This is a genomic window from Exiguobacterium acetylicum DSM 20416, assembly GCF_000702605.1.
In the GTDB taxonomy this organism is placed as follows: Bacteria; Bacillota; Bacilli; order Exiguobacteriales; family Exiguobacteriaceae; genus Exiguobacterium_A; species Exiguobacterium_A acetylicum.
Window position 1 is genome coordinate 1,652,163 of the sequence record NZ_JNIR01000001.1, and the last position, 26,963, is coordinate 1,679,125.

Sequence of the window (26,963 nt, forward strand, 5' to 3'; positions counted from 1 at the left end):
GGGAGGACCTGACATGCGAGTGAAATGTACGATTTGCGATAAGCGTGAAACGATTGATGATTGGTCCTTCACGGCGAAGCGATTACGCAATAAACCTGTTCGTGTCCATATCTGTGATGAGTGTCGATCACGCGTAGAAGAACGGACACTTGAACGCCACGCTTCTGGACAATTCCATTTATACCCGACTTGGGAAACAAAACGAAAACACTGGTAAACAAAAGGTCTGCGGGAAAATTCCCTGACAGACCTTTTATTGTTCATCGATTGATTCGAACGAGTCGATCATCATCTGCCGATGGATTCCCTCTTCCGTCCGTATTATTTGTAATATAGTAAATCGATGTCTCGTCAATCCAGACATCTCGAATCCGACCTTGGTTTTCGACAACCGTCTTGACTTGCTTCGTCTCTAAATCAATCGTTTGTAATCGCTGTCCGACAAGTGTTGCAAAATACAGTGTATTCTCTGCTGTTGCCACTCCACTTGGTGCAACAGATTGTTCTCCTACTTCATACCACGGCGTCACCAGTCCTTCAGCTTGTTCTTTCCCTTCAATCGTCGGCCATCCATAATTCTTTTGTTCGATTCGGTTGATTTCATCGTGCCCACTTTGTCCATGTTCGCTTGCATACAGTTGATCATCGACGAAAACAAGTCCTTGTGGATTCCGGTGACCGAGACTGTAGACGTATCCTTTTTGATTCCCCTCGAACGGTTTCCCTTCAGATGTGATGCGTAAAATCTTTCCTGCCAACGAATCAATGTCTTGCGCCAGTTCGGGATTCGCTGCGTCTCCTGCTGTGACGTAGAGTGCGCCCTCTGGTCCCCACTCCAGCCGTCCCCCGTTATGAATCGTAGCTCCGGGAATATCATCGAGTAAGACACGTTCTTCCGTCCACTGGTCGCCCTCTTCTTTTATCGCGATGACGCGATTCGTCGCTTGTCCTTGTTTGGCGTACGTATGGTAGACGTATGCTGTCTTATTGTCCTTAAAATCAGGATCGAGTACCATCCCAAGCAATCCACCTTCTCCTTCAGCGAGGATATCCTCTTTCAGCTGAAGGCGCATCCGTTCATAATCATCTTGTTCTCCTTTGACAATCGTTCCTTCACGTTCCGTGATGTAAAATACCTCTCCTTCTCGGACGATATTCCACGGAGCGTTTAGCTCTTTAAATACGACGCCTTCTTGCGCTTGAGATGATTGCGTCGCTTCTTGATCACCTGAATCCTGTTGATTGTTTTCTTGTGTCGTCTGATTCGTTTCCTCTGTTGACGATTCTTCTGACGTTTGCGTACAGCCCATCAGAATACCCGTTAACAGTAGGGGTATGACATACCTTATTTTCACTGTTTTCTCCCCCTTTTAGTATCATTGTTCCCGCTCCGCTTTAAATCATGCATCTGAATTGGCTCAAAAAAAAGAACGAACCTCCGAAGAGATTCGTTCTTTTGATTCATGACACGCTTCCGTCAAGAAGCTGTCCGTTCACGTTCACGCTTGACCATCCACATCCGGAAGCGATAAATACCAAGTACGAAGACCATCGCAAGAAGTACTTCAGGAATCGGCCATGTCCAGAAGACAAGCGTCAATGCTGCCGAGAAGACGGCGAGCAAGAGATAGACGATCAGTGATTTCCACCATGCCAGTTCCTTAGCAAATCCTAACTTAAAGACGACAAGCGTCAAAATGACAACGGTAATCATTAAAGGATAAAATCCCGCTTCGATGTTATTCGGATCACTTCCGATACCGAGAAGTTTCGCGATGAACGGAATATCGTATTTCGAGAAATCAGAAGCAACGGCAGCTTGTGCATTCATTGCCAGTCCCCCTATTCGTTCAAGACTCAATCTTTACCTAGACGACGACGTTTTTCTTGCTTTTCACGTTCGTTCTTGTTCAAGACTTGTTTACGGAGACGAACCGATTGTGGTGTGATTTCACAGTACTCATCTTCGTTCAAGAATGTCAACGACTCTTCAAGTGAGAAGACACGTGGACGTTTAAGAACGTTCGTTGAATCTTTTGCAGATGCACGCATGTTCGTTAATTGTTTTGCTTTAACGACGTTGACAGCGAGATCGACATCACGGTTACATTCGCCGATGATCATACCTTCGTATACTTCGATACCAGGCTCGATGAAGATCGTTCCGCGGTCTTCAAGAGCTGAGATCGCGTAAGCAGTTGCTTTACCTGTTTCGATTGAGACCATAACTCCACTGCGACGTCCACCGATATCCGCTTGGATGAACGGACGGTATTCTTCGAATGTGTGGTTCATGATTCCGTATCCGCGTGTAGCAGAAAGGAATTCGTTACGGTAACCAATCAAACCACGTGAAGGAACGATGAATTCCATTTTCGTTTGACCGTTGTCCATTGTTTGCATGTTCGTCAATTCACCTTTACGGAGACCGATCGATTCCATGACAGAACCTGTGTACTCTTCTGGTGTATCGATGACGACGCGTTCGAATGGCTCGACTTTGACGCCTTCTTCTTCTTTGATGATAACTTGCGGTTTTGATACTTGGATTTCGTATCCTTCACGGCGCATGTTTTCGATCAAGATCCCGAGGTGAAGTTCCCCACGACCAGAAACGATCCAGCGGTCCGGTGAGTCCGTGTTTTCGATGCGAAGTGAAACGTCTGTTTCGAGTTCTTTTTCAAGACGCTCTTCGATTTTACGTGAAGTAACGAGATCCCCTTCACGACCAGCGAATGGCGAGTTGTTGACGATGAATGTCATTTGAAGCGTTGGCTCATCGATACGTAATAATGGGAGTGGATCAACGTGTGAAGTCGGGCAAACCGTCTCACCGACGTTGATATCTTCCATACCAGCGATCGCGATCAAATCTCCAGCTTTTGCTGTTTCGATTTCGACACGTTTTAGACCGAAGTAACCGAACAACTTCGTAACACGGAAGTTCTTCGTTGAGCCGTCAAGTTTCGAAAGCGAAACGCTATCGCCAACTTTGATTTCTCCACGGAAGACACGACCGACACCGATCCGTCCGAGGTAGTTATCATAGTCAAGCATCGTCACTTGGAACTGAAGCGGCTCCATTGTGTTATCGACAGGTGCTGGTGTGTGCTCAAGAATCAAATCAAGAACGTTCGTGATTGTATCTTCTTGTTTTTCTAATTCAGGTTCAAATGAACTTGAGCCGTTGACTGCCGATGCATAAACGACTGGGAATTCGAGTTGATCTTCGTCAGCTCCGAGGTCGATCAAGAGATCAACGACTTCGTCGACGACTTCAAGAGGACGGACCATCGGTTTGTCGATTTTGTTGACGACGACGATTGGTTGAAGTCCTTGCTCGAGTGCTTTTTTCAAAACGAAACGTGTTTGTGGCATACAGCCTTCACGTGCATCGACGACGAGGATGACGCCATCAACCATACGCATGATCCGCTCAACTTCTCCACCGAAATCGGCGTGTCCTGGCGTATCAACGATGTTGATGCGTGTGTTCTTGTAGTCAATTGCAGTGTTTTTCGCAAGAATCGTGATTCCACGTTCCCGCTCGATGTCATTTGAGTCCATTGCGCGTTCTTCGACTTGTTCGTTCGTACGGAACGTACCAGACTGTTTTAAAAGCTCATCGACTAATGTTGTTTTACCATGGTCAACGTGGGCGATGATCGCAACGTTGCGTAAATCATTTCGTACTAATGTTGTCATAGGTGTGTACCTCTTTCTATTCATTTAAATAAATCTTATCATACTTTCGGTCAACTTTAAGAGTATAGCACAGGTAGAGTCCTAATTGGCAATGACTAAGATTCGACATCACTCCGAAAGCCTTTTCATTATCCTTCATTCACGCTACACTGTTAACGTACTCACGGGTAGAGGGGGAAAAAACATGCGTCTGCTATTTTTATTACTCGCTATGCTTGCCGTAGGATCCATGGCAGCCATCGGCATCTTCATCGCGGAACAAAACGTTCCGATGACGATTGCTTCTGTCATCTTGATGATTGTTGCGATGGGTGCTGGGTTCGTCTTAAAGGCACGTTTACGAAAACAAGCATGACCGAAAAGGTTCCTTTCGTTTAAAACGAAAGAAACCTTTTTTCAATCTTCTTGTGTTTGTACGAATGTCAAAACATCTTTAACGAACGTCTGGCTCCCTGCTAGCACACTCGTTTGTTCGAGAAATGACATCGATTCACCTGTGATCGTTCCGACACGCCCACCGACCTCTTCAATCAATAACTGACCGGCTGCGTAATCCCAAGGCATATTACGCATCGTGATATACCCATCAACACGTCCTGCAGCTGTCCATGCAAGTTCAAGTGATGCTGCACCGATCGCTCGCACTCCGACGGCATGTCGCACGAGTGGTGCAAGACGATCCGTATTGATCCGACGATTTGGTGTCACCCAGGTCGCATTCATACAGATGATTGCTTCTTTAACACTCCGCTCCTCGATTTGTGGTAATCGTATGCCGTTTTGATAAGCACCATGCCCTTTGATGACATGGAACAACTCGTCAGCCATGACGTCGTAAACGAAACCATAACGTAACTCACCATCTATCATGATCGCGATCGAGATGGCAAACATTCGTTTTTGACGAATGAAGTTCATCGTTCCATCAATCGGATCAACGAACCAGATCGTGCCTTCGAGTGTATCAGGTCGAGCGATTCGTCCCTCTTCCCCATAAATATGATGATTCGGATAGCGATCTAAAATACCTTGAATCAATAAATCCTCGACGGCTTGATCAATCTCCGTCACTAAATCACTTTTTCCGGTTTTTTGTTCGACGTGATACGAACCATCAATTTTTTCGCGAATGTACTTTCCCGCTCGTTTGATCAAATCTATCGCATCCAACTCAATCTGCATTTGAGTTCACTCCTTCATCGTTGTTTCCAGCTTCTTCTATAGTAACAAAAAAAGAAAACCAGCGAACAGTTCGCTGGTTGAAGAGTTGATATTTTATTATAAGGTAGAGATCGGAACGTTGAAATCAAGCTTCAAGACGTACCATCTCTTGACGATATTTTTCGAGGCGCTCTTTACTTGCGCCAACAGCTTCTGCGTCACTTGCCACCATCGCATCGTGTAATGTAGCAAGCTCATAATCGATTTCGAGACGCAATACAGGAATGCGTTTTTCTGCATCTTTTCTCTTGTATGCTTCTATCACTTGTTTCACAGTAACCACACTCCTTCGCGGGATAAACAGAGGTTTAACTTGTCAGACAATTGCGACTTATTAGTGGATTGAATCTATAATAGTACGATTCAACTTAGATGTAAAGCATCTAATTTTAAAAAATACAGTTTCACATATTTGTAAGGTCAACGTCTTGTATGTAGTATATAGCCGCTTCCTTTCCACTTTAAACAAATGTTGATCATTTCCCGCACATTTCCAGTCGGATTAAAAGATAAGACTCCCACGCGTTCGCACGGGAGTCTTATCTTCATGGTCTAATTATTTCTTCATACGAACGATTGATTCTTCTTGACGTTTCGCCTGCTGCATCGTCCGATAACTCGAGCAACCTGTCTCTTCCGCATAAAACTGATCCCATTGCTTCTCCTCGGATTTCGAGGTGACGATCTGTTTGAATTCACGATATGCTTCGAGCAACCGCTGTCGTTCAACGCCTGATTCATACGCTTGTTCGACTAAATTAAAGAAGTCGATGACTTTCACGATTTCTTCAGTCGACCAATCGGAATTGAGCGGATAATTCAATGCCATCATTCCCACTTCCTTTCTGCACTTTTCTATTTTACACGGAAAAGAAGCATAAAACAGTTGCAACCGTCCGAAAACTTGTTATAGTTAGCTTGTTTGATTGTATTTTTATTCGGTTTTAAGGGGGGAAATCTGGTGCAAACAAAAAGCTTAACACAGCTCGATACACCTTTATTCGATGCGCTACTCGCGCATGCGAAACGTCAACCAATTCAATTTCATATTCCCGGTCATAAAAATGGTCAAGGAATGGATCCAGCCTTTCGATCGTTCATCGGTCAGAATGCGCTCGATATCGATTTAATCAATATCGCTCCCCTTGATGATCTTCATCATCCAAAGGCAATCATTAAGGAAGCTCATCAATTGGCCGCTCAAGCCTTCCACGCCGACGAAACGTTCTTTTCCGTACAAGGAACTTCAACGGCAATCATGGCAATGATCATGAGTGTCGTCGGACCTGATGATAAAATTCTCGTTCCTCGGAACGTGCATAAATCGGTGATGTCAGCTATCGTTCTTTCTGGTGCGCATCCGATTTTCATTCACCCTGAATTTGATGAGACATTCGGAATCGCGCACGGCATCACACCAAGCGCGGTAGAACGTGCCCTTGCACTTCATCCCGATACAAAAGCAGTTCTCGTCATCAACCCGACCTATTTCGGCGTTGCTGGCGATTTAGAGAGTATCGTCAAGCTTTCCCATAGTAAAGGTATTCCGGTACTCGTCGACGAAGCACACGGCGTTCATATCGCATTCCACGAAGATATGCCATTGTCTGCGATGCAAGCAGGAGCTGATCTTGCCGCAACCAGCGTGCATAAGCTCGGTGGGTCACTCACTGGAAGCTCTGTCCTGAACGTTCGTCGCGGACTTGTTTCTCCAGATAAAGTTCAAGCGGTGCTCTCGATGTTGACGACGACATCGACATCCTACCTATTGCTCGCATCTCTTGACTGTGCACGACGTCATCTTGCGATCAATGGTGAAGCGATGAATCGTCGGGCACTTGAACTTGCGACACGGATGCGTTTTGGATTAGCGAAGCTTCCTTATCTCGCTGTTTTCGGCGAATCCGATCTTCATTCGAGTGCGACGTTTGCCTTTGATCCTACGAAAGTGCTCGTTTCCGTTAAAGGACTTGGTATTTCCGGTCACCTTGTTGAAGAGTTTTTACGTGAAGAACATCGGATTGAAGTTGAACTTTCAGATTTGAACAACATCCTCGTCATCATTACGTCTGGTGACTCGGAAGAGACGATTGATGCCTTTCTCCATGCGATGTCATTACTGGTTGCACGTTATCAAAATAATGGCGCTGAAACGACTGATCATTCGATTGTTCTTCCAGACATCCCAGCACTCGCTCTCAGTCCTCGTGATGCATTCTATGAAGAGACAGAGACGATTCCGTTGATTGATGCGGTCGGGCGGATTTCAGCTGAATTCATGATGGTATATCCACCTGGCATCCCAATCTTCATTCCAGGCGAAATGATTACGGCAGACAATCTTGCCTATATTAAAGAAAACATCGAAGCTGGTCTTCCGGTTCAAGGCCTTGAGGACCATTCACTCGAGACAATCAAAGTCATTCAACAATCGAATGCGATTCGGTAAAAACAAGACAAAGCAGTAATCCTTATTCAATGAGGATTACTGCTTTTTTAGTCATTTCATTCTGCGTACTCATCATTTGGTGAACAAGGAATGAATGCTGCGAGTGCTTCACCAATTACTTCGACATCCTCTCGTTCAATCGCAAATGTACGAACTAAGACATCTCCATTCAACACATCCTGTTGATCGAGTAACGCTGACTGACCACCGGTTAAACTGACGACGAGTACTTTCCCGAAGAATTGTCCTGTACAGACGACAGCAAAATCATAGCGGGCGAGTGCAGTCGTCCAGCCGACAAAACGAACCTTATCCATCTCTGATACGTAATACAGCTCCTCCAAGGTAGTCACGGATTCCATGTGCGTCCACCCTCTCCAATTTTTACTTTTCCTTTTCCTTTTTTGAATCAAGCCCAAACAAAAAACACCTCATTCACGGTCGGCTCCCCGCGAATGAGGTGTTTCAATATTATTTAATGATGTGGATTGGGCTGCCGATTGCAACTTCAGCAGTTTCCATTGCGATTTCACCAAGTGATGGGTGCGCGTGGATTGTGAGTGCGATATCTTCAGCTGTCATACCAGACTCGATTGCGAGTCCCATTTCAGCGATCATATCAGAAGCGCCTGTACCAGCGATTTGCGCGCCGATCAAGAGACCATCTGATTTACGAGTGATCATTTTCAAGAAGCCGTCTGGCTCGTTGAGTGCAAGTGCACGACCATTCGCAGCGTAAGGGAATTTAGACGCGATGTAGTCGAGTCCTTCTTCTTTTGCTTGTGCTTCCGTGTAACCGACTGTAGCGAGTTCTGGGTCTGTGAAGACGACCGCTGGAATCGCGCTGTAGTCGAGGTATGCAGGGTGTCCTGCAGCTGCTTCAGCAGCGATTTTAGCTTCGAATGAAGCTTTGTGTGCAAGTGGTGGTCCGGGAACGATATCACCGATTGCGTAGATGTTTTCGTTTGAAGTACGGCACTGATCGTCGATTTCGACAAGACCACGGTCGCTGACTTTAACTTCTGCCATTTCAAGACCAAGATCACCAGTGTTCGGACGGCGACCAACAGTAACGAGGACGTAGTCCGCTTCAACTGTTTGTGCTTCACCGTTGACTTCGAATGTTACTTTAACGCCATCTTCCGACTCTTCCACACTTTGAGCAAGTGCTTCGTTGTGGATTGTGATGTTACCTTTTTGTTTGAGCTTTTTCTTAACGACTTGCGTCATAGCAGGCTCGAAACCAGAAAGGATGTCTTTTGTTCCTTCAAGAATGACGACTTCTGTATCGAAGTTCGCATACGCTGTACCAAGCTCCATCCCGATGTATCCGCCACCGATGACGATGAGTTTTTTCGGGATTTCAGGAAGGTTCAATGCGCCTGTTGAAGAAAGAACGCGTTTTGACCATTTGAAAGCTGGAAGTTCGATTGGAGTCGAACCTGTCGCGATGATACATTTCTTGAATTTGTAAGGAGTCGAAGAATCTTCGTTGATGATACGAACTGTATCTTCTGATTGGAAGTAAGCTTCCCCAACGACAGTCTCAACTTTGTTCCCTTTAAGAAGACCACTAACGCCGCCAGTCAATTTGTTGACGACAGATTGTTTCCAAGATTGAACTTTCGAGAAATCGACAGTTGCATTCTCAGAAGTGATCCCCATATCGCTTGAACCTTTAGCATGCTGGAAGTTGTGTCCTGCAGTGATCAAGGCTTTTGACGGGATACATCCAACGTTTAAGCAGACACCGCCGACGTTTTCACGTTCAACGATTGTTACTTTCATACCGAGTTGCGCGCCGCGGATTGCAGCAACGTAACCACCAGGGCCAGCCCCGATTACGAGTAAATCTGTTTCTTGTGCGAATTCACCTACTACCATTGCTTATCCCTCCATGATGAGAAGTTGTGGGTCGTTCAATAGACGTTTAACTAAGTTAAGCGCGTTTTGTGCAGTTGCACCATCGATGAGACGGTGGTCGAAGCTGAATGAAAGTGCAAGAACTGGTGCAGCAACGATTTCGCCGTTTTTAACGACCGCTTTTTCAGCGATACGACCGATACCGAGGATTGCAACTTCTGGGTGGTTGATGACTGGTGTGAACCACTGACCGCCAGCAGAACCGATGTTAGTGATCGTGATTGATCCACCTTTCATCTCGTCGCCAGAAAGTTTTCCTTCGCGTGCTTTACCAGCAAGGTCATTGATGTCGTCAGCGAGTGAGAAGATCGATTTACGATCTGCATCTTTAACGACTGGTACGACAAGACCGTTGTCTGTATCTGCAGCGATACCGATGTTGAAGTAGTTTTTGTAGACGATTTCTTCGTTTACATCGTCGATTGATGCGTTGATTGCTGGGTATTTCTTAGCAGCAGCAGTCAATGCTTTTACGACGAACGGAAGGTAAGTCAATTTCGTACCTTGAGCAGCCGCAACTTCTTTGAAGTTTTTACGGAGTGCTACGAGGTTCGTAACATCAACTTCGTCCATGAGTGTTACGTGTGGAGCTGTATGTTTCGAGTTAACCATTGCTTTCGAAATCGCTTTACGGATTCCTTTGATTTTCTCGCGTGTTTCAAGTTCAGGTTGAGCAGCAACGTAAGGCTTAACTTCTGTTTTTGGTGCAGAAGCAGCTGCAGCTGGTGCTTTTTCTTCTGTTGCTGGTGCTTCAGAAGTTTGTCCACCGTTTGCGAATGCATCGATGTCTTCTTTAACAACACGACCGTTGTCGCCAGAACCTTGGACTTCACGGATGTCGACACCTTTTTCACGTGCATATTTACGGACAGATGGCATCGCGATGACGCGTTCTGATTTATGGATTTGAACCTCGTTTGGTTTGTCTTCCACTTTTTGATCCGTATCTTGAACGTCTTTCGCGTTGTCTTCAGCTTTTGGTTGCTCTGCTTCTTCAGAAGGAGCAGAACCTTCGCCTTCGACTTCGAATGTGATGAGGACGTCGCCAACGACAGCTACGACACCTTCGTCAACTTTTACTTCTTTAACAGTACCATCAACTGGTGATGGGATTTCAACGACTGCTTTATCGTTTTGTACTTCAAGAAGAACGTCGTCTTCCTTGACAGTGTCGCCCGCTTTTACGAACCACTTTACGATTTCACCTTCATGAATACCCTCACCGATATCCGGCAATTTGAATTCAAATAAACCCATTTGAATATGCCTCCTTTTAGTTCACTCTTCTAGTCGATTGTTATCTGTAAAAACGGAAGCAAGGAGAGAATGGAACCCTCTCCTTATTTTCCGAAATGCTCTTAGAAATTGTAGACAGTTTTGACTTTCTCAACGATATCTTTGTGGTCTGGGATCCAGACGTCTTCACCTTGTGCGAATGGGAAGATTGTATCTGGTGCAGCAACACGAAGGATCGGTGCTTCAAGGTCAAGGATTGCACGTTCTTGGATTTCAGTAGCAACCATTGCAGCAATACCCGCTTGTTTTTGTGCTTCTTGAACGACGACGACACGGTTTGTTTTCTTGACAGAAGCAAGAATCGTATCGATATCAATCGGGCTGATCGTCATCAAGTCGATGATTTCGACGCTGATGTTTTCTTTTTCGAGCTCTTCAGCTGCTTTAAGTGAAGCGTGTACCATCGCACCGTAAGTGACGATTGTTACATCTGTACCTTCACGTTTTACATCAGCTTTTCCGAGTTCGATCGTGTAATCGCCCTCTGGCACTTCACCGCGGAATGAACGGTAGAGTTTCATGTGCTCGAGGAATACGACTGGGTCATTGTCGCGGATTGACGCGATCAAGAGACCTTTTGCATCGTATGGTGTTGAAGGAATGACAACTTTAAGTCCTGGTGACTGAGCCATGAGTCCTTCGAGGTTATCTGCGTGAAGTTCCGGTGTTTTAACACCGCCACCGAATGGTGAACGGATTGTTACAGGTGCACTGTACGTACCACCTGAACGGTAACGGAGACGCGCAAGTTGTGCTGCGACTGAATCAAATACTTCGAATACGAATCCGAAGAATTGGATTTCCATGATTGGACGGAATCCTGTCAGACTGAATCCGACAGCAAGACCACCAATACCTGATTCCGCAAGTGGTGTATCGAAGACGCGGTCTTCACCGAGCTCATCTTGAAGACCTTCTGTCGCACGGAATACCCCACCGTTTTTACCGACGTCTTCACCGAACATGAGAACTTGTTCGTCGCGTTTCATCTCGACGCGCATTGCGTCAGTGATCGCTTGGATCATCGTCATTTGTGCCATGGGTTATTTCGACTCCTTTGCTGTATACTCATCAAGCTGCTCTTGCAGGTTTTGTGGAAGCTTTTCAGCCATCACGTTGATGAAATCTGTAACTTTTTGTTTTGGTTCTTTGTCAGCTTGTGCAAGTGCTTCCTTAACGTCAGCTTTTGCTTGCTCGATGACTTCGTTCTCTTTATCTTCGTTCCAAAGACCTTTTGCTTCCATGAAAGCACGGAAACGGACGAGTGGATCTTGTGCTCGGTACTCATCATCCATGTCTTTTGTACGGTAACGTGTTGGATCATCACCAGCGAGTGTGTGTGGTCCGTAACGGTAAGTCAATGTTTCGATCAATGTCGGAACACCGTTAAGTGCTTCAACACGAGCTTGTTTCGTAGCTGCGTATACAGCGAGAACGTCCATACCGTCGACTTGGATACCATTGATCCCAGCAGCGACAGCTTTTTGAGCGATTGTTTTCGCCATAGATTGTTTTTCGACAGGTGTCGAGATTGCGAAACGGTTGTTTTGAACGACGAAGATTGCAGGTGCTTTGAAAGCTCCAGCGAAGTTCATACCTTCATAGAAGTCCCCTTGTGAAGAACCACCATCACCTGTGTAAGTGATTGCGACTTGTTCTTTACCGCTTTTCTTAAGACCGAGAGCAACACCAGCCGCTTGAACGATCTGCGCACCGATGATGATTTGTGGCATTAAGACGTTAACACCTTCAGGAATCTTACCACCTGTGATGTGACCGCGTGAGAACAAGAATGCTTTGTAAAGTGGGAAGCCATGGAAGACCATTTGTGGAATATCACGGTATCCAGGAAGAATCCAGTCATCTTTATCCAAAGCGAATTGTGTACCGATCATTGACGCTTCTTGTCCAGCTACTGGTGCGTAGAACCCAAGACGTCCTTGACGGTTAAGTGAGATTGCACGTTGGTCCCAGATACGTGTGTATACGAGACGGCGCATTAATTCCGTAAGCTCTTCATCCGAGAGGTCTGGCATAGCGTCTTTATTGACGACTTCACCTTTCTCGTCAAGAATGCGGAACGTTTCAAAGTTTTCTTCCACGTTTTTAAACATGTTTACGTTCATCTTTTCACCTCATCCTTTCACTGCGTTCAGCGAAATATTCCTCTGACTGATTTGCTCACATGACAATAGTGTCCAAAAAACGAAGTCCCGTGTGACTATCCTTTGAACATGTGTCTGTGTACCTATTCAGTTGAGTAAACTGTATTATCATGAATCGACACGTAATAGTGTCTTGTTCATTACGTTACAAGTATAAATCTGTAACACCTTAAAATCAAAGGAAATGTTTTATTTTTTTCACGTTTCATATTGTGAATTCAATCACAAAACTAGAATATTCCATCTTCTGTATCATTCGATATTTTCCTACTGTGTTAGTTGTCATCATTCCCCACTTTCCTATGCTATACTTTTTGTAGACGAAAGGAGTGTTGTTCATGATCACCATGAATGAAATCGTACGCGAAGACGTTCCTGCTCTTCACGAACGGTCAGTAGAAGTGACCTTCCCTCTCAGCGATGAGGATAAGGAAACGATGCGACTCATGCGCGAGTTCCTCGCCAACAGTCAAGATGATGAAATTGCGAAGAAATACGACTTACGAAGCGGTATTGGACTTGCAGCACCACAGATCGGTGTCAACAAGCGCATGTTCGCGATCCGCTTACCGGATGGTGACGATTTATTGGAATTTGGTATCTATAATCCAAAAATCATCAGTCATTCCGTCGAGCAGACGTATTTAACTGGCGGTGAAGGATGTTTGTCCGTCGACCGTGAAGTCGAAGGACATGTACCGCGCTATATGCGTATTACCCTAACTGGCATCGATCATAACGGAAATCCTATAAAATTACGTTTAAAAGGGATGAAAGCAATCGTCTGCCAACATGAATACGACCATCTAGATGGCGTCATGTTTTACGATCGGATTGATAAAAAAGAACCGTTCAAGGAATACGGTCCTGCTACGTAATACAAAAATCCTCGTTTCCGTTTTCGGAGACGAGGATTTTTTGAATCAGACTTCCATGATGATCGGCATGACCATCGGATGACGTTGTGTTTTTTCTGTTAAATACGGTGTGAGCGTATCATTGATGACTTGTTTGATATCCGTCCATTTCGTATTCCGGTTCGCAAGCGATTGATCAAGTGAGCGCTTGAGTAGACGTTCAGCATCTTTAATCAAATTACCCGACTCACGCATGTAGACGAAACCACGTGAGATGATGTCCGGTCCTGAGACGAGACGATTCGTCTTCGAGTCGAGCGTCACGACGACGACGACGACGAGTCCCTCTTCCGAGAGGATACGACGATCGCGTAAGACGATGTTTCCGATGTCTCCGATCCCTTTTCCGTCGACATATACCGCATTCGCTTGAATCTTCCCGGTGATAGCGGCTGCATTCGCATCTAATGCGAGTACTTCACCGTTATCCATGACGAAACAGTTTTCTTCCGGTACACCAGCATCCATCGCAAGCGACATATGCTTCTTCAGCATCCGATATTCACCGTGAATCGGCATGAAGTATTTCGGATTTAATAGACGTAACATGAGCAACTGCTCTTGTTGACTACCGTGACCTGATGTATGGATATCATTCAGTTTACCGTACATGACATCTGCGCCAGCTTTATATAGCTGATTGATCGTCTTTCCGACAGAAACGACGTTTCCTGGGATTGGTGACGACGAGAAGATGACGAGATCATCCGGAATGATCGAGATTTGACGATGTGTTCCGTTTGCGATACGGCTAAGTGCCGCCATTGGTTCTCCTTGTGAACCGGTACAAAGGATCGTCAACTCATTTGATTTATAACGTTTCATCTCGTTCGGTTCGATAATCGTACCCTTCGGCGCTTTGATGAAATCAAGTTCTTGACCAATCATCATGACCTTGTCCATACTACGTCCGAAAACGACGATTTTCCGTCCTGCTTCAACAGAAGCATTGACGGCTTGTTGCAGACGATAGATGTTCGACGCAAACGTCGCAAAGATGATCCGTCCTTCCGCTTTACGGAAGATGTCTGAGATCGTTTCCCCAACGACACGTTCACTCATCGTAAACCCTTCCACTTCTGCGTTCGTTGAATCCGATAGAAGACACAAAACGCCTTCCTTACCGAGTTCAGCCATTTTCGCTAGATCAGCTGGTTCTCCGACTGGTGTGAAATCGAACTTAAAGTCCCCTGTATGCACGATGTTCCCTTGTGGTGTTTTGACGACGACGCCGAACGAGTTTGGAATCGAGTGTGTCGTACGGAAGAACGAGATGCTTGTCTTCCGGAACTTGATGATCGAATCTTCATCGATTTCATGCAGTTCCGCGTTGCGAAGCAACCCGTGCTCTTCAAGTTTCACCTTGATGAGACCCATCGCAATCTTTCCTGCGTAAATCGGTAAGTTTACTTGTTTAAGCAAGAAAGGCAGACCGCCAATGTGATCTTCATGACCGTGTGTGATGAAGACGCCTTTGACCTTGTCCTTGTTCTTGATCAAGTACGTGTAATCTGGAATGACATAGTCGATTCCGAGTAATTCATCTTCTGGGAACATGACACCCGCGTCAATGACGATGATCTCATCTTGGAATTGAACGACATACGTGTTCTTCCCGATTTCCCCGAGTCCACCGAGTGCGAAAACGGCGGCCTGATGGTTTTTGACGAACTTCATTCGAACGTCGCAACCTTGAAATCAGGATGTTGTTGTTCGTATGTCAAAAATTCTCCACTGACTTCGCGGATGAACTCGATGTTGATTTCTTTGAGGTGGTCAATCGTTGATCGCACGTCACGAATGCTTTCCCCTTCTACATACATTGTTTCTGTCCGTTCACGAACAGGTGCTTCCGAACGAAGCGGTTGGTAAAATACTTTAAAAATCATGCCTAGCAACTCCTTATCAGTACATTGTTTTTTGTCCTTAGTACAGTATACACGATACATGGACTATTTTTCATCCTTATTCGGCATGTTCCCTTCCGGCAACACGCTTTTGGTTATGCTATACTTTCACATGAACAGGTCATTTCGACCAATTAAAAAGAGAAGGTGAAACCATGGCAAATCAGAAAGTCGTCTTTTTCGATATCGACGGAACCTTATTGCATGATGGTCATTTTGTTCCGGAATCAACAAAACAGGCAATTCGTAAGCTTCAAGAAAATGGTGTTTATGTAGCGCTCGCAACTGGACGCGGACCTGCGATGTTGTCTGGAATCCGTGAACTACTCAACATCGATACGATTATCGGCTATAACGGGCAAATCGTCGTTCATCAAAATGAAATCATCTACAAACGTCCACAACCGAAGACGGATTTAACGCATTTAACGCAGCAAGCGAAAGAAAACGGGCATACACTCGTTTATCTTGGTGAAACAAAAGGCTTCACGACGAAATCAAATGACACGCATGTCGTAGATTCGCTCGGCGATCTCGACATGCCATTACCGATTCACGATGAAGAAGCTTTCTTATCGCATGATGTTTTCCAAACGCTCGTTTACTGTACGGCCGAAGAAGAAGCGGATTATGTTAAACGGTATGACGCATTCGATTTCATTCGTTGGCACCCACACGCAATGGATGTCATCAATGTCGGTTCTTCGAAAGCAGAAGGGATCAAACAATTCCTGAAATTGACGAACATTCGCCGCGAAGATACCTTTGCATTCGGTGATGCTTTAAACGATCTAGAGATGCTCCGCTACGTTGGAACCGGTATTGCGATGGGCAACGGACTTCCAGAAACGAAAGCTGCTGCTGATTACGTCACGAAACCGATTCTCGAAGACGGGATCGCACACGGATTAAAAGAGTTCCAACTGATTTAATAAGTAGATGTAAAGCTGAGGCATGCCTCAGCTTTTTTTAATTCTTCACTTTATGAATCGCGCGCTCTAGACGGTCGAGATCCTCATTTTCACCAATGACGACGAGATAATCTCCTTTTTCGATCATTTCATCAGCTTGTAAAGAAATCAGAACGTTTTCTCCACGTTTAATGGCGACGACGTTCGCCCCGTATTTGCTCCGTAGATCGAGATCAATCAATGTTTGTTTCGCCATCCGATCACTAACTTTAATTTCAACGATCGAAAATTCTTGAGATAAGTCGAGATAGTCAAGAATATTTGAACTCATTAAACCGTTCGCAATTCGGACGCCCATATCCCGTTCTGGGTGAACGATGAAATCTGCTCCGATTTTTCGTAATACTTTTTCGTGGTAATCGTTCGTCGCTTTAACGGTGATCGATTGTACCCCGAGCTCTTTTAAAATCAATGTCGTCAAGATGGATGCTTGAATATTTTCCCCGATGGCAACGATGACATGATCGAAGTTTCGGATTCCTAGACTTTTTAAGACATTCTCATCCGTCGTGTCCGCGATGACGGAATGCGTCGCAATTCCCATGAATTCATTGACGCGCTCCTCGTCGGAGTCAATCGCTAAAACATCATAACCATTTTTTGATAGTTCTCGGACGATCGAGCCACCAAAGCGCCCTAGTCCAATTACTGCAAACTCTCCATTCATTTTCACAACTCTCCTTCACAATCGCTCTTCCTTAGTAGTGTACCCGATTCATTTTAAAAATACTATAAACGCCCCTGCGATTCGCAGAGGCGTTTATTCATCCATTATTTTGAGGATTTCCCACGCACATAATCGTTATCGAACAAGAAGAGTCGTAAAATCAAGTACAACGCCGGAATCAAGAGTAAGAGTCCGAAGATGAAGACGACGACGAGTGCGGAAGCCATTGTTTCGTTAACGACCGCTTTGTTGATATCGATATATGGATACAAGATATATGGTAAGTGCGTATAACCGTAACCAAACCATGCCACTCCATACTGTAACATGACCGCGACGAAGGCAATTCCGTAATTCTTCTTCATGTAGACGAGTGTTACCGCAACGAGGAAGAAGATGAAACTAGCAGCGAACCACCACCAGTTCCCGTTTAAGATGTTCTCATAGTGCCATGCCGCTTGATTTTTCAATCCAAAGAAGACGAGTGCACAGACAAGAATCGTCGGACCACTCCAGAAGAGTGCCCATTTACGAATTAGCGGAGTAGCCCCTTCATCCTTCGCTTTATCTGCGTAGAACAAAAGGAACATCGCACTGATATAGAGGACGGATACGATAGCGAGTGCTACGACCGACCAAGAGTAAAAGTTCGTAAATAATTTTGTTCCTAAAAACTCGACTGTTTCATTCGTTTTACGAATAAAACCACCTTGACTGATCGTCAATGTCGTTGACATCGCCGCCGGAATCAATAGACCAGTTGCTCCATATAAGAACGTATAGAACATGCTGTCGTTTGATCCATAATTGGCAAATGCATAGAAGCTACCGCGAATTGCAATCAATACAAGAACGATTGAGGCTGGCACAAGCAGTGCCGTACCGAAATAATAAGCGGTATCCGGGAAGAACCCGACTAGTCCGACGAAGAAGAATACGAAGAAGACGTTCGTTACCTCCCACACTGGTGAGAGATAACGAAGAATCAATCGATTCGTTAAATGATCCCGCTTCGTATATTTTGAATAAAAGGCATAAAATCCAGCACCGAAGTCAATTGAGGCAACGATGAGATATCCGTACAGGAAAGTCCAAAGGACCGTAATTCCTAGTGTTTGAACGTCCAAATCGTTCCCTCCTTACTTGTTATCATCCACGAACATAGCTTCCCCACGCGCGTGGTGGTTTTCAGCAAGTTCTTGAAGTTCTTTACCAACCGGGTTTTTCTTGAACATCCGTAATAATACGACTGTACAAATCGTACCAAGCATCAAGTACAAGGCACTGAATAGAATCAACATCGGACCAACAGCAGTTGACGTCGTCGCCGCATCTGCAGTCCGCATGATGCCGTAAAGTGTCCAAGGTTGGCGACCAATTTCAGCGTACATCCAACCTGCTTCAATTGAAATCATCGCTAGAGGTCCACCGATGAAGACACCTCTTAAAATCCATTTATTATACGGATTCAATTTTTTCAAACGGAATGCCAAGATGAACAACGCAGAGATGGCAGCCAAATACATACCAATCGAGACCATGATATCGAAGAAATAGTGAACGATCAGCGGTGCTTGATCTTCTTTAGCAAACTCATTTAGACCAATAACTTCTGTATCTGGAGCTCCACCTGCAAGAATTGAAAGTGCATATGGGATTTTGACGGCTCCCTTAATTTCATAACTGCCGTCTTCTTGCTGATCAAGTATCCCACCAAAGATCAACTCGGCTTCACTTGTCGTTTCAAAATGCCATTCAGCAGCTGCAAGTTTTTCTGGCTGGTATTTTGCCAAGTATTTCCCTGAGAAATCTCCGACAAGTGCCGTCGAGAAGGCAAAAATCAAACCGGCCATGACAGTGAGACGAAGAGCTTTTTTATGATAAGCCGTCTCCGCTGCTGAGAGTGTTTTTTTGCGGAGTAAGTGGAACGCCGCGATTGCCGCCAAGATGAATGCGACTGTTAAATAAGCCGATACGATGACGTGTGTTGCTTTTGTAGGTGTTGCTGTATTGAACATTGCTTTTAATGGTTCGATTTGCGTTAGCGTTCCGTTGACGATCTTAAACCCTTCTGGTGAGTTCATGAAAGAGTTGACCGTCGTAATGAAGAATGCTGATGCTGTCGCACCAATGACGACCGGAATCCCGATCAACCAGTGTAACCATGGGTTTTTGAACCGATCCCACGTGTACAGATAAATACCGAGGAAAATCGCTTCAAAGAAGAATGCGAATGTTTCCATGAATAGCGGTAATGCGATCGTTTGACCAGCCACTTGCATGAGTGACGGCCAAAGTAGTGATAATTGCAATCCAATTGCCGTCCCTGTCACGACACCGACTGCGACGGTAACGACGTATCCACGCGTCCACCGTCTTGCTAATAAAATATAATCCGGATCTTTGCGTTTCAGACCGATGAATTCAGCTGCGAGTACCATGAGCGGTACCCCGACGCCAATCGTCGCGAATATAATGTGAAACGCTAATGTGAGCCCTGTCAACAATCGACTGAGCAATACGGGATCATTGAACATGTATATAGCCCCCTCTTCCTAAAACATACTTCTCTATATGGTCTATAACCGTATCATAGAGAACATAACCCTTTATGTCTGTTTATAATGTTTGATGTAACAAATTGTTCACATGTGCACGTGATTTTTTTCACAAAATGTTCGAAAACTCCTATTCTTACATATATAAAAAGCTTTCCCATTCTTGATTTCGAAAGGGAAAGCAGTATGTCCTTCATTATTTCATAAAACTTTTTAAACGTATTCTCGGAAATAATGGTCGAGTAAATCAATCACAAATGGAATTGCGGATTCATCTGGATTCAAAGTTGGTTGATGAAGTCCAGATGTCGGATTATCGACTCCGAGCCAAAACATCATTCCTGGAATTTCCTTCAACATGAATCCAAAGTCTTCTCCTGTCATTGCTGCATCACATTCGATGTAGTTCGCATTCATCTTGACGAATGATGAGAATTTATCAACGATGTGTCGGTCATTGACGACCTCGTAATAACGATTTCCGAATTGTAGATCAATCTTGACGCCGAACGAAGCTTCGATTCCCCGGATGATGTCACGAACGCGTCGTTCCAGTTTTTCCATGTCTTCTCCATTGAGTGCGCGCATCGTTCCGTCAAGAACAGCTCTACCGGCGATGACGTTTTCCCGAATCCCAGCATCGACCTTTCCGATCGTGATGACGCTACAGTTCATCGGATTGATGGATCGGCTGACGATTGTTTGCAATTGCATGATCAAGGCTGCTTGCGCAACGACTGTATCAATCGTCAAATGAGGAAATGCCGCGTGACCACTTTGACCATAGATCGTGATATGGACTTCTCGAGCACTCGCGAACAAGACGCCAGGACGGCTCGCAATCGTACCGACTGGATATTCCGGTGCGACATGAAGACCATACATCTCACTTGGACGATATTTTTCAAACAACGGACTTTTAATCATCGGTTCTGCCCCGCCCGGACCTTCTTCCGCTGGTTGGAATAAAAAGACGACATCATCCATGACCGGCAATTCAATGATTCGTTTCATTAATCCTAACGCAATCGACGTGTGCATATCGTGACCACAGGCATGCATGAAGCCTGGATGTTCCGAGCAAAATGGAAGACCTGTCGCTTCTTCGATCGGTAACCCATCAATGTCTGCCCGGTACCCAATCGTCCGATTCCCAGTCAATCCTTTCACTCGAACGAAAACACCCGTTTCAAACGTGTCATACGTGACACGATCTGGTGGATAAGCACGAATTTGTTCCAATATAAAAGCTTGCGTCTTAAATTCCTTGAACCCTGGTTCTGGTATTTTATGAAGCGCGCGCCGCATTTCAATGGCGTATTCCATCTGACTGACTTCCTCCTTCTTCTTTTACGATGTCCCAAAATGCTTGAACTTGTTTCAGCTCAAGCATCGATTCCGTAGACAAGATCCATGTATCTCGCTTTAATATCTTTCCGGACGATGTTTTTAACGGAAGCTGCATGACTTCATTTGATTGCTGGATCGTCGACTCGGGTAAAATCGCAAATCCAATTCCATGTAGAGCCATCTGCTTGCATGTCTCGATTTGATCGACGACCAGCGTCCGAGAGGGGGGGCTTGCGAACCGATCTTGCCACCACTCTAAAATTTCTTGGTAGTATGTCGAATCACTCTTGAACTGGATGAACGGTCGATCCGTCACGCGCAATTGTTCAATCGACGTCAGCTCACTATCGACTAAATAGAGCGGATCCGAGAAAAGACGTTCTTTGACACCTTTCCAGTCCGGGTTTCCACGAATGATCCCGATATGAAAATGTTCCTCTAACATATGACGCATCATCTCACTCGACCAACCCGTGACAAGCTGGACACGGACATGCGGATAACGCTCAACGAATCGTTTTAAGACACGCGGGAGCCAGTATTGCCCCATGATGGAAGCGACGGCAATCCGAAGCGTCCCATAAACGGCACCTTCTTCTGCTGTCAATTCACTTTTTAACTCGAGTTCCTTCCGATTCATCTCTTTTGCGAGACCGATTACTTTTTCTCCTTGTGGTGTGATGCTTAACCCACGCGATGAACGAATGAATAATTTTGTTCCCCAGCGTCTTTCAATCGCAACGAGACGTTGACTAAGTGCAGGTTGCGAGACGAATAATCGTTCAGCAGCGCGCCTCATATTCAATTCTTCCGATAAGGTGATCAACATTTCCATTTCCGACACTTGCAATGTGAGATTCGACTCCTCATGATATAAGATGGCATTAGTTTAACACGTTAGAAAGGACGATACATATGACACGCTATCATTTTATGTTCATCATCTCAACGATTGCAACGCTTGGCAGTCTCTATTTCAGTGAAATTCGCGGATTCATTCCCTGCCCGCTCTGTTGGTGGCAACGACTATTCATGTATACGACAGCCTTTTATTTGCTCATCTCGCTATTCCGGTCGAAAACGATTGATCCGCTCTTCGTCCGCCTGTATGTGCTTGCCGGCTTTGGTGTCGCCTTGTACCACGTCATCCTTGAGCGCTTACCCGATGGCGAAGCGTTATGTACGAGTGGCTGTCTCATTAAATGGGTCAACTATTTTGGCTTCTTGACGATTCCGATGATGAGTCTTATTGCCTTTACATTACTCTTAGTACTAGCGTTCTATCCAGCACGTTCAAACAATGAAGCGTAAGACAACACGATACAAATAAGGAGAAGCTATTTGAGCTTCTCCTTATTTGTATCGTACATCACGTCCAGCGATTGAAGACGCTGACGGCGCTTGAGAACGCAAGCTCTGAGAGTTGTCCCGTACCTTCACACCAGTCCCCGACGAAAACGACACCTGCATGATCCGGAATGTGAGTCGCAAGTGGCGTTTGCCCCATTTTCCATTTGATTTCTTGTACGACTGCTCGTTTGATCGTTCGTTCTGCGACGATACGTTGTCTCCAATCTGCAAAATGAACGTCAAGCATCTGTTCGATTCCCGTTCGGACATGTCCAATATAATCGGGATCATCAAGTCGATCGTGTTCAAGATAGGCGATTGCTTGAAGGACTTGACCATCCTTCGGTGCAAGACTTGTATCATAATGCGATAAATCCGTGATGAACGCTCGATGCGAACGGTCGTAGATGTATGAATACGGTGTTTGAATATACGGGTGAAGTCCAAGATCATACACGAATACTTCTACTGGTTCATGACTCGCATACGGTGTAACAAATCGTTGAATGACAGTTGGGGTCGCCATTTTTAAAATTTCACGCGGTGGTACGGCAAAGATAATCCGTTCGACGTTCCATTCTTGTTTCTTTCGATCACGGACTAAGAATCCTGTCATAGTCGATTCGACTGCTGTTATTTTTGTTTTTTTCAAGATCTCTCCACGATTCTCTAGGATGATCCGTTCCAACTCCTGTACTAACCCTTGCCACCCACCTTCGATGTATGAGACAGGCTTTCGCGTCCGAAAAAGTTTTTGATAATACTCGAAATAGACGTCTGACGGGATTTTTTCCGGTTCTGCCGTAAAAAAGTTCGTTGATGCCAAATCAAGCATCAACTGTGCCACTTGTTCATCGACTCGTTCTGTTTTTAACCATTGTCCGATCGATTGTAGCGGATCCCCTCGTTCGACTCGTAAAATCGTTTTAATGATCTCCCATGTGAAACGTACTTTGTTCGTTCCTTCGATGACTTCTGTTTTTAGTAATCCCCAGGCATTCGCAGGAACTGCCGTCAAATGACCTGAAAACTCATATTTCGCACGACTCGCTGAGAAATCTAACCACGTCACTTCGATACCGAGCTGTTTCGTTAATTTGCGAAGAATCGATTGATCGCGTCCATAAATCGCATGAGCACCGTAATTAAACGTAAACCCTTTTACGGTTTGAGAGGTGGCACGTCCTCCAAGTAATCCAGCATCCCAAAGCGTGACCGGTGTTCCTTGTTTTGCGAATAATGCCGCTGCCGTCAAGCCGGATAATCCTCCACCTATGATACCAATCGTCATACTCCCGCCTCCTCAATCGTCATTTCTTTTCTTTTCCCATAACGATTGAAGAAGAATCGAAGAACATGAAAAAAGACGCGATTTCAATCATGAAATCACGCCTCCTTATTCTTGATTATGCTCTCCACCATTCATCGAGTGGTGAGACCGGCATATGATGCTTATGCCCAACACGTTTATACTGCGTCTCTAACTTTTCTTGACTTGCTTCTGAAATCGTCTTACCTTCCAAGTAATCATCAATTTCTTCGTATGTCATTCCGAGTGCCACTTCGTCTGGTAGTGCCGGACGGTTTTCTTCAAGATCTGCTGTCGGAACTTTTTCAATCAAGACTTCTGGTGCGTTCAAGTAACGTAAGAGTTGTTTCCCTTGCCGTTTATTCAGTCCCGTCAATGGCGTCAGATCACATGCACCATCACCATGTTTCGTGTAGAATCCTGTCACGAATTCAGCTGCATGATCCGTTCCAACGACTAAGCAGCCATAATGAGCGGCTAAATCATACTGGCTTTTCATTCGCTCCCGCGCTTTCGTATTTCCTTTACTAAAGTCGGAGAGTTCTGCACCTGTCGCTTCTTTGAACGCCTGCATCGATGCTTCGACTGCTGGTTTAATGTTCACACGAAGCGAATGATCCGGTTGAATGAACGTCAAGGCTGTCTGTGCGTCTGCTTCATCTTGTTGTTCCCCGTAAGGCAAGCGGACCGCATAAAATGCGACATCTTTCCCCTCTTCTTTTCGCAACTCTTCAACTGCCAGTTGGCATAGACGACCTGCGAGCGAAGAATCTTGTCCCCCTGAAATGCCCAATACGAATCCTTTTGCTCCAGTATGCTTGAGATACGCCTTCAAGAAGCCTACCCGCTCGCTTACTTCTTGTGCTGGATCAATGACAGGCTTTACTCCTGTTACTTGGATGATTTCTTGTTGCATGAATCACTTCACTCCTTCACATTGTGTTGATCGTCATTTTGAATCAATCATTTGTCGATCCGTCGTTTGTTTTGCACTTGCTCCCTTGAATTGACGGATTGTCGATACGCGAACTTCCGTGCTATCACCTAAAGAGGAGATTGGTAATTCAACCGTATACTGTTTCGTTTCACGTTTCGTGAACGTATCCTTTTCAATCGCTTGCGTGAAAACTTGTTCTTTCTCAAAATCATACGTTACGTGTTGTTTCGCATCAATCAATTGAGCCTGAAAACGTTGTGAGGAAGGATACGTCACGTTCACACTATGATCATTTGGATTCGTTAAAGATATGTCTAATTGCATCATGTCGTCCTGCTTGGTCGTTTTGACTGCGATCTGAATCGGTTCGTTCGTGGTTGTTGTTGCCTGTTGTTTCTTTTCTTGGCAACCTGCTAAACAAACAGTAAGCAGTAGCAGAATGAAAACGAGACGTTTCATCTCATCCCTCCTTTTATCTTTATTAATTTTATCACAAAAAAAAGCGAGAGAGGATTCTCCTCTCTCGCACGTTTATCCGCTTATGCCACAGGTAAAGTCGATGGATTCATCTTGAATGAAAACAATTGCTCTAATCCTGTCGCAAACAGTTCGTCACAAATATCCTCTGCCGCGTTTGCTGGTGCGACTAATGTAATCGTCCGACTGTCGATTGTTTCGATCGTTACATATACCCCTGTTTTTGTCCGTTCCTTGTATCCTACTGCTAAATCTGTTTCAGCGAAAAGTAACATATCCCCGATTCTCCCCTTTTCTCATTCATAATGCCCAGCCAAGAGATGACCTACATGATTCGAATTCGTTATTGTAGATTAACTGTACCAAAGGGCAGAAAAAAGAAGAAAATTGTCATTCGACATTTCATTTCAAAACAATATTTCAATTTCATCAGGGATATTTTGGAATGCTTGATTTAGTTGTTAGATGCAAGCGTTTTAATAAGCATTTCCAACACATTTCATTTCGATTTCAAAAAGATGACAACATAATTTTGATTATTTTACCAGCATTTTTAGACAACAGGGAAAATATACCTAGACAATTAGTGACTCATTTTGTCGAATGATTCTCTCAAGCAATTATTTTTTAAGTTCTCATGAACTTTCATCTATCATTCGATTCATTTGCTGCCAAACCGTTCCTAGTGCTTCTTCCCCACTCTCGATTCGCGTCAATGCGAGTTCGGCTTGTAGAGCTACTTCATATTCCCGGTCTCGGATTGCTTCACGCAGTCTTGGAATCGACTGTTCCGTTCCGACATCAAACAAGAAGCGAGCAGCTCGCCAGCGTACTAATTTATTTTTATCCGCTAATGCTTCCATCATCATTGGTTCAGCTTCTGGCATCGCCCAATCAGAAATCGTATCGCCTGCTGTCCGACGCACAATCCCTGACGGATCATGCAGTGCACTCGTCAAATACTCTAACAGTTCTTCACGGTGATCTTCGAACATCCCAAGCTTTACGATCGCTTGACGTCGAATTTGCATCTTCTCATCCTGTAGCAGGCGAGCATAAGCAGGAACCCATTCCATCTCAACAGGTAGTTCATCGAGCGCCGCGAATCGTTCTTTCCAATCGGTTGATTGAATCGCTTGACCGCTAAATGTAATATCTTCTCCTGCTGCGAGCGACTTAAGACGTTCGATACGTTCGACTGGATATGCAATCTCAATCTCATTCGCTACTTCACGCAAACTTTCGTCAAGATCACCGTATCGAGGTGCTTGTTCCACCCAGCGTCGATCGCTAATGACATTCTGAACGAATGGTTGGACGAATAGCGCTGCTTCTCGGAAACGTTCCGACAGCCCTTCTCGTTTTTCTTCTAATCCTTTTACACCTTTGATTTGCATTGGTACGCCTAAAATGAACTGCACGAACAGATGGACAGGTTCATACTCAGCATCTGTCTCGTGCTGTTCAACATCATTTAACGTTTCACCGAACGCACGTCGTATATCGATGACAAGCGAACGCCAATCATATTTCGGATAACGCTCGATCGATAAAAAGTCACTGACCTGATAAACGAACTTAACGCCAGGTATTTCAAGTAATCGCTGAATGTGTTCCGGTGCGCCAAAGGCATGCTCGAATGTCTGTCCTTTTTCCGAAAAGACCTCATCAACGATGACTTTCATGTTATTTGGACTTGGTGTTGGTTCAATCGCTACGATTTTCATGTGTATCCCCTCCACTTCTATCATTTCAGATATC

The 26,963-nt window shown here is 44.9% G+C and carries 29 protein-coding genes; 6 read left to right on the top strand and 23 right to left on the bottom strand.

Annotation, left to right across the window (positions count from 1 at the left end):
- The first annotated feature begins 13 nt into the window (after positions 1-13).
- Complete coding sequence (locus P401_RS0108960) at positions 14-217, top strand: YlaI family protein (protein WP_029342171.1); 204 nt, start codon at positions 14-16, stop codon at positions 215-217.
- A gap of 43 nt (positions 218-260) precedes the next feature.
- Here the strand turns inward: P401_RS0108960 and P401_RS0108965 are convergent, their stop codons facing one another.
- The 3 genes from P401_RS0108965 to typA form a co-directional block, all read right to left on the bottom strand.
- Complete coding sequence (locus P401_RS0108965; protein WP_034786048.1) at positions 261-1,355, bottom strand: PQQ-dependent sugar dehydrogenase; 1,095 nt, start codon at positions 1,353-1,355, stop codon at positions 261-263.
- Positions 1,356-1,477: 122 nt separating this feature from the next.
- Positions 1,478-1,831 carry a YlaH-like family protein gene (locus P401_RS0108975; protein ID WP_023468841.1) on the bottom strand — a complete coding sequence of 118 codons (354 nt, stop codon included), beginning with the start codon at positions 1,829-1,831 and terminating at the stop codon, positions 1,478-1,480.
- 26 nt (positions 1,832-1,857) lie between these two features.
- Positions 1,858-3,705 carry a translational GTPase TypA gene (gene typA, locus P401_RS0108980; RefSeq protein WP_023468842.1) on the bottom strand — a complete coding sequence of 616 codons (1,848 nt, stop codon included), beginning with the start codon at positions 3,703-3,705 and terminating at the stop codon, positions 1,858-1,860.
- Positions 3,706-3,889: 184 nt separating this feature from the next.
- Here typA and P401_RS18585 point away from each other — a divergent pair, with 184 nt between their 5' ends.
- Positions 3,890-4,060, top strand: a complete 171-nt coding sequence (locus P401_RS18585) for a DUF5325 family protein (RefSeq protein WP_023468843.1) — start codon at positions 3,890-3,892, stop codon at positions 4,058-4,060.
- Positions 4,061-4,101: 41 nt separating this feature from the next.
- Here P401_RS18585 and P401_RS0108990 read toward each other — a convergent pair whose 3' ends face one another.
- The 3 genes from P401_RS0108990 to P401_RS0109000 all read right to left on the bottom strand — a co-directional run bounded on the left by P401_RS0108990 (position 4,102) and on the right by P401_RS0109000 (position 5,755).
- Entirely contained in the window at positions 4,102-4,887 is a 786-nt protein-coding gene (locus tag P401_RS0108990; protein ID WP_029342173.1) for an inositol monophosphatase family protein, read from the bottom strand.
- A 124-nt stretch (positions 4,888-5,011) separates the two neighbouring features.
- A complete protein-coding gene (locus P401_RS0108995) occupies positions 5,012-5,200 on the bottom strand; it encodes a hypothetical protein (RefSeq protein WP_023468845.1) in 189 nt (62 codons plus the stop codon).
- A gap of 282 nt (positions 5,201-5,482) precedes the next feature.
- A complete protein-coding gene (locus P401_RS0109000) occupies positions 5,483-5,755 on the bottom strand; it encodes a UPF0223 family protein (RefSeq protein WP_029342174.1) in 273 nt (90 codons plus the stop codon).
- Positions 5,756-5,887: 132 nt separating this feature from the next.
- On the opposite strand from P401_RS0109000, the gene P401_RS0109005 reads away from it, so the two are divergent.
- Positions 5,888-7,375: an aminotransferase class I/II-fold pyridoxal phosphate-dependent enzyme gene (locus tag P401_RS0109005; protein ID WP_023468847.1), complete on the top strand. Its 1,488-nt coding sequence runs from the start codon at positions 5,888-5,890 to the stop codon at positions 7,373-7,375.
- A 56-nt stretch (positions 7,376-7,431) separates the two neighbouring features.
- Here the strand turns inward: P401_RS0109005 and P401_RS0109010 are convergent, their stop codons facing one another.
- From P401_RS0109010 to pdhA, 5 genes are all read right to left on the bottom strand, one after another.
- Positions 7,432-7,737, bottom strand: coding sequence for an SAV0927 family protein (locus P401_RS0109010; protein WP_029342175.1), 306 nt, complete (start codon positions 7,735-7,737; stop codon positions 7,432-7,434).
- Positions 7,738-7,846: 109 nt separating this feature from the next.
- A complete protein-coding gene (gene lpdA / locus P401_RS0109015) occupies positions 7,847-9,259 on the bottom strand; it encodes a dihydrolipoyl dehydrogenase (RefSeq protein WP_029342176.1) in 1,413 nt (470 codons plus the stop codon).
- A gap of 3 nt (positions 9,260-9,262) precedes the next feature.
- On the bottom strand, positions 9,263-10,555 hold the full coding sequence (locus P401_RS0109020; RefSeq protein WP_029342177.1) for a dihydrolipoamide acetyltransferase family protein: 1,293 nt from the start codon (positions 10,553-10,555) through the stop codon (positions 9,263-9,265).
- A gap of 101 nt (positions 10,556-10,656) precedes the next feature.
- A complete protein-coding gene (locus P401_RS0109025) occupies positions 10,657-11,634 on the bottom strand; it encodes an alpha-ketoacid dehydrogenase subunit beta (RefSeq protein ID WP_029342178.1) in 978 nt (325 codons plus the stop codon).
- Positions 11,635-11,637: 3 nt separating this feature from the next.
- Positions 11,638-12,720, bottom strand: coding sequence for a pyruvate dehydrogenase (acetyl-transferring) E1 component subunit alpha (gene pdhA, locus P401_RS0109030; protein WP_029342179.1), 1,083 nt, complete (start codon positions 12,718-12,720; stop codon positions 11,638-11,640).
- A 377-nt stretch (positions 12,721-13,097) separates the two neighbouring features.
- On the opposite strand from pdhA, the gene def reads away from it, so the two are divergent.
- A complete protein-coding gene (gene def, locus P401_RS0109035) occupies positions 13,098-13,637 on the top strand; it encodes a peptide deformylase (RefSeq protein ID WP_029342180.1) in 540 nt (179 codons plus the stop codon).
- 45 nt (positions 13,638-13,682) lie between these two features.
- Here def and rnjA read toward each other — a convergent pair whose 3' ends face one another.
- Both rnjA and P401_RS0109045 read right to left on the bottom strand, forming a co-directional pair.
- On the bottom strand, positions 13,683-15,353 hold the full coding sequence (gene rnjA / locus P401_RS0109040) for a ribonuclease J1 (RefSeq protein ID WP_029342181.1): 1,671 nt from the start codon (positions 15,351-15,353) through the stop codon (positions 13,683-13,685).
- The gene (locus tag P401_RS0109045) at positions 15,350-15,565 is read right to left on the bottom strand and encodes a DNA-dependent RNA polymerase subunit epsilon (protein WP_029342182.1); all 216 of its coding nucleotides are present in this window, start codon (positions 15,563-15,565) and stop codon (positions 15,350-15,352) included. Before P401_RS0109045 ends, rnjA begins: the two co-directional genes overlap by 4 nt.
- A gap of 173 nt (positions 15,566-15,738) precedes the next feature.
- Between P401_RS0109045 and P401_RS0109050 the strand changes: the two genes are divergently transcribed.
- A complete protein-coding gene (locus P401_RS0109050; RefSeq protein ID WP_029342183.1) occupies positions 15,739-16,515 on the top strand; it encodes a Cof-type HAD-IIB family hydrolase in 777 nt (258 codons plus the stop codon).
- Positions 16,516-16,552: 37 nt separating this feature from the next.
- Here P401_RS0109050 and P401_RS0109055 read toward each other — a convergent pair whose 3' ends face one another.
- The 5 genes from P401_RS0109055 to P401_RS0109075 all read right to left on the bottom strand — a co-directional run bounded on the left by P401_RS0109055 (position 16,553) and on the right by P401_RS0109075 (position 21,979).
- Positions 16,553-17,221: a potassium channel family protein gene (locus P401_RS0109055; protein WP_023468857.1), complete on the bottom strand. Its 669-nt coding sequence runs from the start codon at positions 17,219-17,221 to the stop codon at positions 16,553-16,555.
- Positions 17,222-17,325: 104 nt separating this feature from the next.
- Positions 17,326-18,348: a cytochrome d ubiquinol oxidase subunit II gene (locus tag P401_RS0109060; RefSeq protein ID WP_023468858.1), complete on the bottom strand. Its 1,023-nt coding sequence runs from the start codon at positions 18,346-18,348 to the stop codon at positions 17,326-17,328.
- A gap of 12 nt (positions 18,349-18,360) precedes the next feature.
- Positions 18,361-19,758 carry a cytochrome ubiquinol oxidase subunit I gene (locus tag P401_RS0109065; RefSeq protein WP_023468859.1) on the bottom strand — a complete coding sequence of 466 codons (1,398 nt, stop codon included), beginning with the start codon at positions 19,756-19,758 and terminating at the stop codon, positions 18,361-18,363.
- Between the two features lie 234 nt (positions 19,759-19,992).
- Positions 19,993-21,105, bottom strand: coding sequence for an N-acetyldiaminopimelate deacetylase (locus tag P401_RS0109070; protein ID WP_023468860.1), 1,113 nt, complete (start codon positions 21,103-21,105; stop codon positions 19,993-19,995).
- Positions 21,089-21,979 carry a LysR family transcriptional regulator gene (locus tag P401_RS0109075; RefSeq protein ID WP_029342184.1) on the bottom strand — a complete coding sequence of 297 codons (891 nt, stop codon included), beginning with the start codon at positions 21,977-21,979 and terminating at the stop codon, positions 21,089-21,091. The genes P401_RS0109070 and P401_RS0109075 overlap by 17 nt, the downstream gene beginning before the upstream one ends.
- A gap of 65 nt (positions 21,980-22,044) precedes the next feature.
- Between P401_RS0109075 and P401_RS0109080 the strand changes: the two genes are divergently transcribed.
- Positions 22,045-22,440 (top strand): disulfide bond formation protein B, encoded by a 396-nt coding sequence (locus tag P401_RS0109080; protein ID WP_029342185.1) that lies wholly within the window; start codon positions 22,045-22,047, stop codon positions 22,438-22,440.
- A 58-nt stretch (positions 22,441-22,498) separates the two neighbouring features.
- Here P401_RS0109080 and P401_RS0109085 read toward each other — a convergent pair whose 3' ends face one another.
- From P401_RS0109085 to P401_RS0109105, 5 genes are all read right to left on the bottom strand, one after another.
- Positions 22,499-23,770: an FAD-dependent oxidoreductase gene (locus P401_RS0109085; protein ID WP_029342186.1), complete on the bottom strand. Its 1,272-nt coding sequence runs from the start codon at positions 23,768-23,770 to the stop codon at positions 22,499-22,501.
- A 115-nt stretch (positions 23,771-23,885) separates the two neighbouring features.
- Positions 23,886-24,704 carry an ammonia-dependent NAD(+) synthetase gene (gene nadE / locus P401_RS0109090; RefSeq protein WP_029342187.1) on the bottom strand — a complete coding sequence of 273 codons (819 nt, stop codon included), beginning with the start codon at positions 24,702-24,704 and terminating at the stop codon, positions 23,886-23,888.
- A gap of 33 nt (positions 24,705-24,737) precedes the next feature.
- Positions 24,738-25,184, bottom strand: coding sequence for a BsuPI-related putative proteinase inhibitor (locus P401_RS0109095; RefSeq protein ID WP_029342188.1), 447 nt, complete (start codon positions 25,182-25,184; stop codon positions 24,738-24,740).
- 80 nt (positions 25,185-25,264) lie between these two features.
- A complete protein-coding gene (locus tag P401_RS0109100; protein ID WP_023468866.1) occupies positions 25,265-25,477 on the bottom strand; it encodes a hypothetical protein in 213 nt (70 codons plus the stop codon).
- 360 nt (positions 25,478-25,837) lie between these two features.
- Positions 25,838-26,929: a conserved virulence factor C family protein gene (locus P401_RS0109105; protein WP_029342189.1), complete on the bottom strand. Its 1,092-nt coding sequence runs from the start codon at positions 26,927-26,929 to the stop codon at positions 25,838-25,840.
- Between the last annotated feature and the right edge of the window lie 34 nt (positions 26,930-26,963).

Excerpts from the sequence above, each read along its gene's own strand:
- P401_RS0108960 (WP_029342171.1), top strand. The coding sequence starts at position 14 with ATGCGAGTGAAATGTACGATTTGCGATAAGCGTGAAACGATTGATGAT.
- P401_RS0108975 (WP_023468841.1), bottom strand. The coding sequence starts at position 1,831 with ATGAATGCACAAGCTGCCGTTGCTTCTGATTTCTCGAAATACGATATT.
- typA (WP_023468842.1), bottom strand. The coding sequence starts at position 3,705 with ATGACAACATTAGTACGAAATGATTTACGCAACGTTGCGATCATCGCC.
- P401_RS18585 (WP_023468843.1), top strand. The coding sequence starts at position 3,890 with ATGCGTCTGCTATTTTTATTACTCGCTATGCTTGCCGTAGGATCCATG.
- P401_RS0108990 (WP_029342173.1), bottom strand. The coding sequence starts at position 4,887 with ATGCAGATTGAGTTGGATGCGATAGATTTGATCAAACGAGCGGGAAAG.
- P401_RS0109000 (WP_029342174.1), bottom strand. The coding sequence starts at position 5,755 with ATGGCATTGAATTATCCGCTCAATTCCGATTGGTCGACTGAAGAAATC.
- P401_RS0109010 (WP_029342175.1), bottom strand. The coding sequence starts at position 7,737 with ATGGAATCCGTGACTACCTTGGAGGAGCTGTATTACGTATCAGAGATG.
- lpdA (WP_029342176.1), bottom strand. The coding sequence starts at position 9,259 with ATGGTAGTAGGTGAATTCGCACAAGAAACAGATTTACTCGTAATCGGG.
- P401_RS0109020 (WP_029342177.1), bottom strand. The coding sequence starts at position 10,555 with ATGGGTTTATTTGAATTCAAATTGCCGGATATCGGTGAGGGTATTCAT.
- P401_RS0109025 (WP_029342178.1), bottom strand. The coding sequence starts at position 11,634 with ATGGCACAAATGACGATGATCCAAGCGATCACTGACGCAATGCGCGTC.
- pdhA (WP_029342179.1), bottom strand. The coding sequence starts at position 12,720 with ATGAACGTAAACATGTTTAAAAACGTGGAAGAAAACTTTGAAACGTTC.
- def (WP_029342180.1), top strand. The coding sequence starts at position 13,098 with ATGATCACCATGAATGAAATCGTACGCGAAGACGTTCCTGCTCTTCAC.
- rnjA (WP_029342181.1), bottom strand. The coding sequence starts at position 15,353 with ATGAAGTTCGTCAAAAACCATCAGGCCGCCGTTTTCGCACTCGGTGGA.
- P401_RS0109045 (WP_029342182.1), bottom strand. The coding sequence starts at position 15,565 with ATGATTTTTAAAGTATTTTACCAACCGCTTCGTTCGGAAGCACCTGTT.
- P401_RS0109050 (WP_029342183.1), top strand. The coding sequence starts at position 15,739 with ATGGCAAATCAGAAAGTCGTCTTTTTCGATATCGACGGAACCTTATTG.
- P401_RS0109055 (WP_023468857.1), bottom strand. The coding sequence starts at position 17,221 with ATGAATGGAGAGTTTGCAGTAATTGGACTAGGGCGCTTTGGTGGCTCG.
- P401_RS0109065 (WP_023468859.1), bottom strand. The coding sequence starts at position 19,758 with ATGTTCAATGATCCCGTATTGCTCAGTCGATTGTTGACAGGGCTCACA.
- P401_RS0109070 (WP_023468860.1), bottom strand. The coding sequence starts at position 21,105 with ATGGAATACGCCATTGAAATGCGGCGCGCGCTTCATAAAATACCAGAA.
- P401_RS0109080 (WP_029342185.1), top strand. The coding sequence starts at position 22,045 with ATGACACGCTATCATTTTATGTTCATCATCTCAACGATTGCAACGCTT.
- P401_RS0109085 (WP_029342186.1), bottom strand. The coding sequence starts at position 23,770 with ATGACGATTGGTATCATAGGTGGAGGATTATCCGGCTTGACGGCAGCG.
- nadE (WP_029342187.1), bottom strand. The coding sequence starts at position 24,704 with ATGCAACAAGAAATCATCCAAGTAACAGGAGTAAAGCCTGTCATTGAT.
- P401_RS0109095 (WP_029342188.1), bottom strand. The coding sequence starts at position 25,184 with ATGAAACGTCTCGTTTTCATTCTGCTACTGCTTACTGTTTGTTTAGCA.
- P401_RS0109100 (WP_023468866.1), bottom strand. The coding sequence starts at position 25,477 with ATGTTACTTTTCGCTGAAACAGATTTAGCAGTAGGATACAAGGAACGG.
- P401_RS0109105 (WP_029342189.1), bottom strand. The coding sequence starts at position 26,929 with ATGAAAATCGTAGCGATTGAACCAACACCAAGTCCAAATAACATGAAA.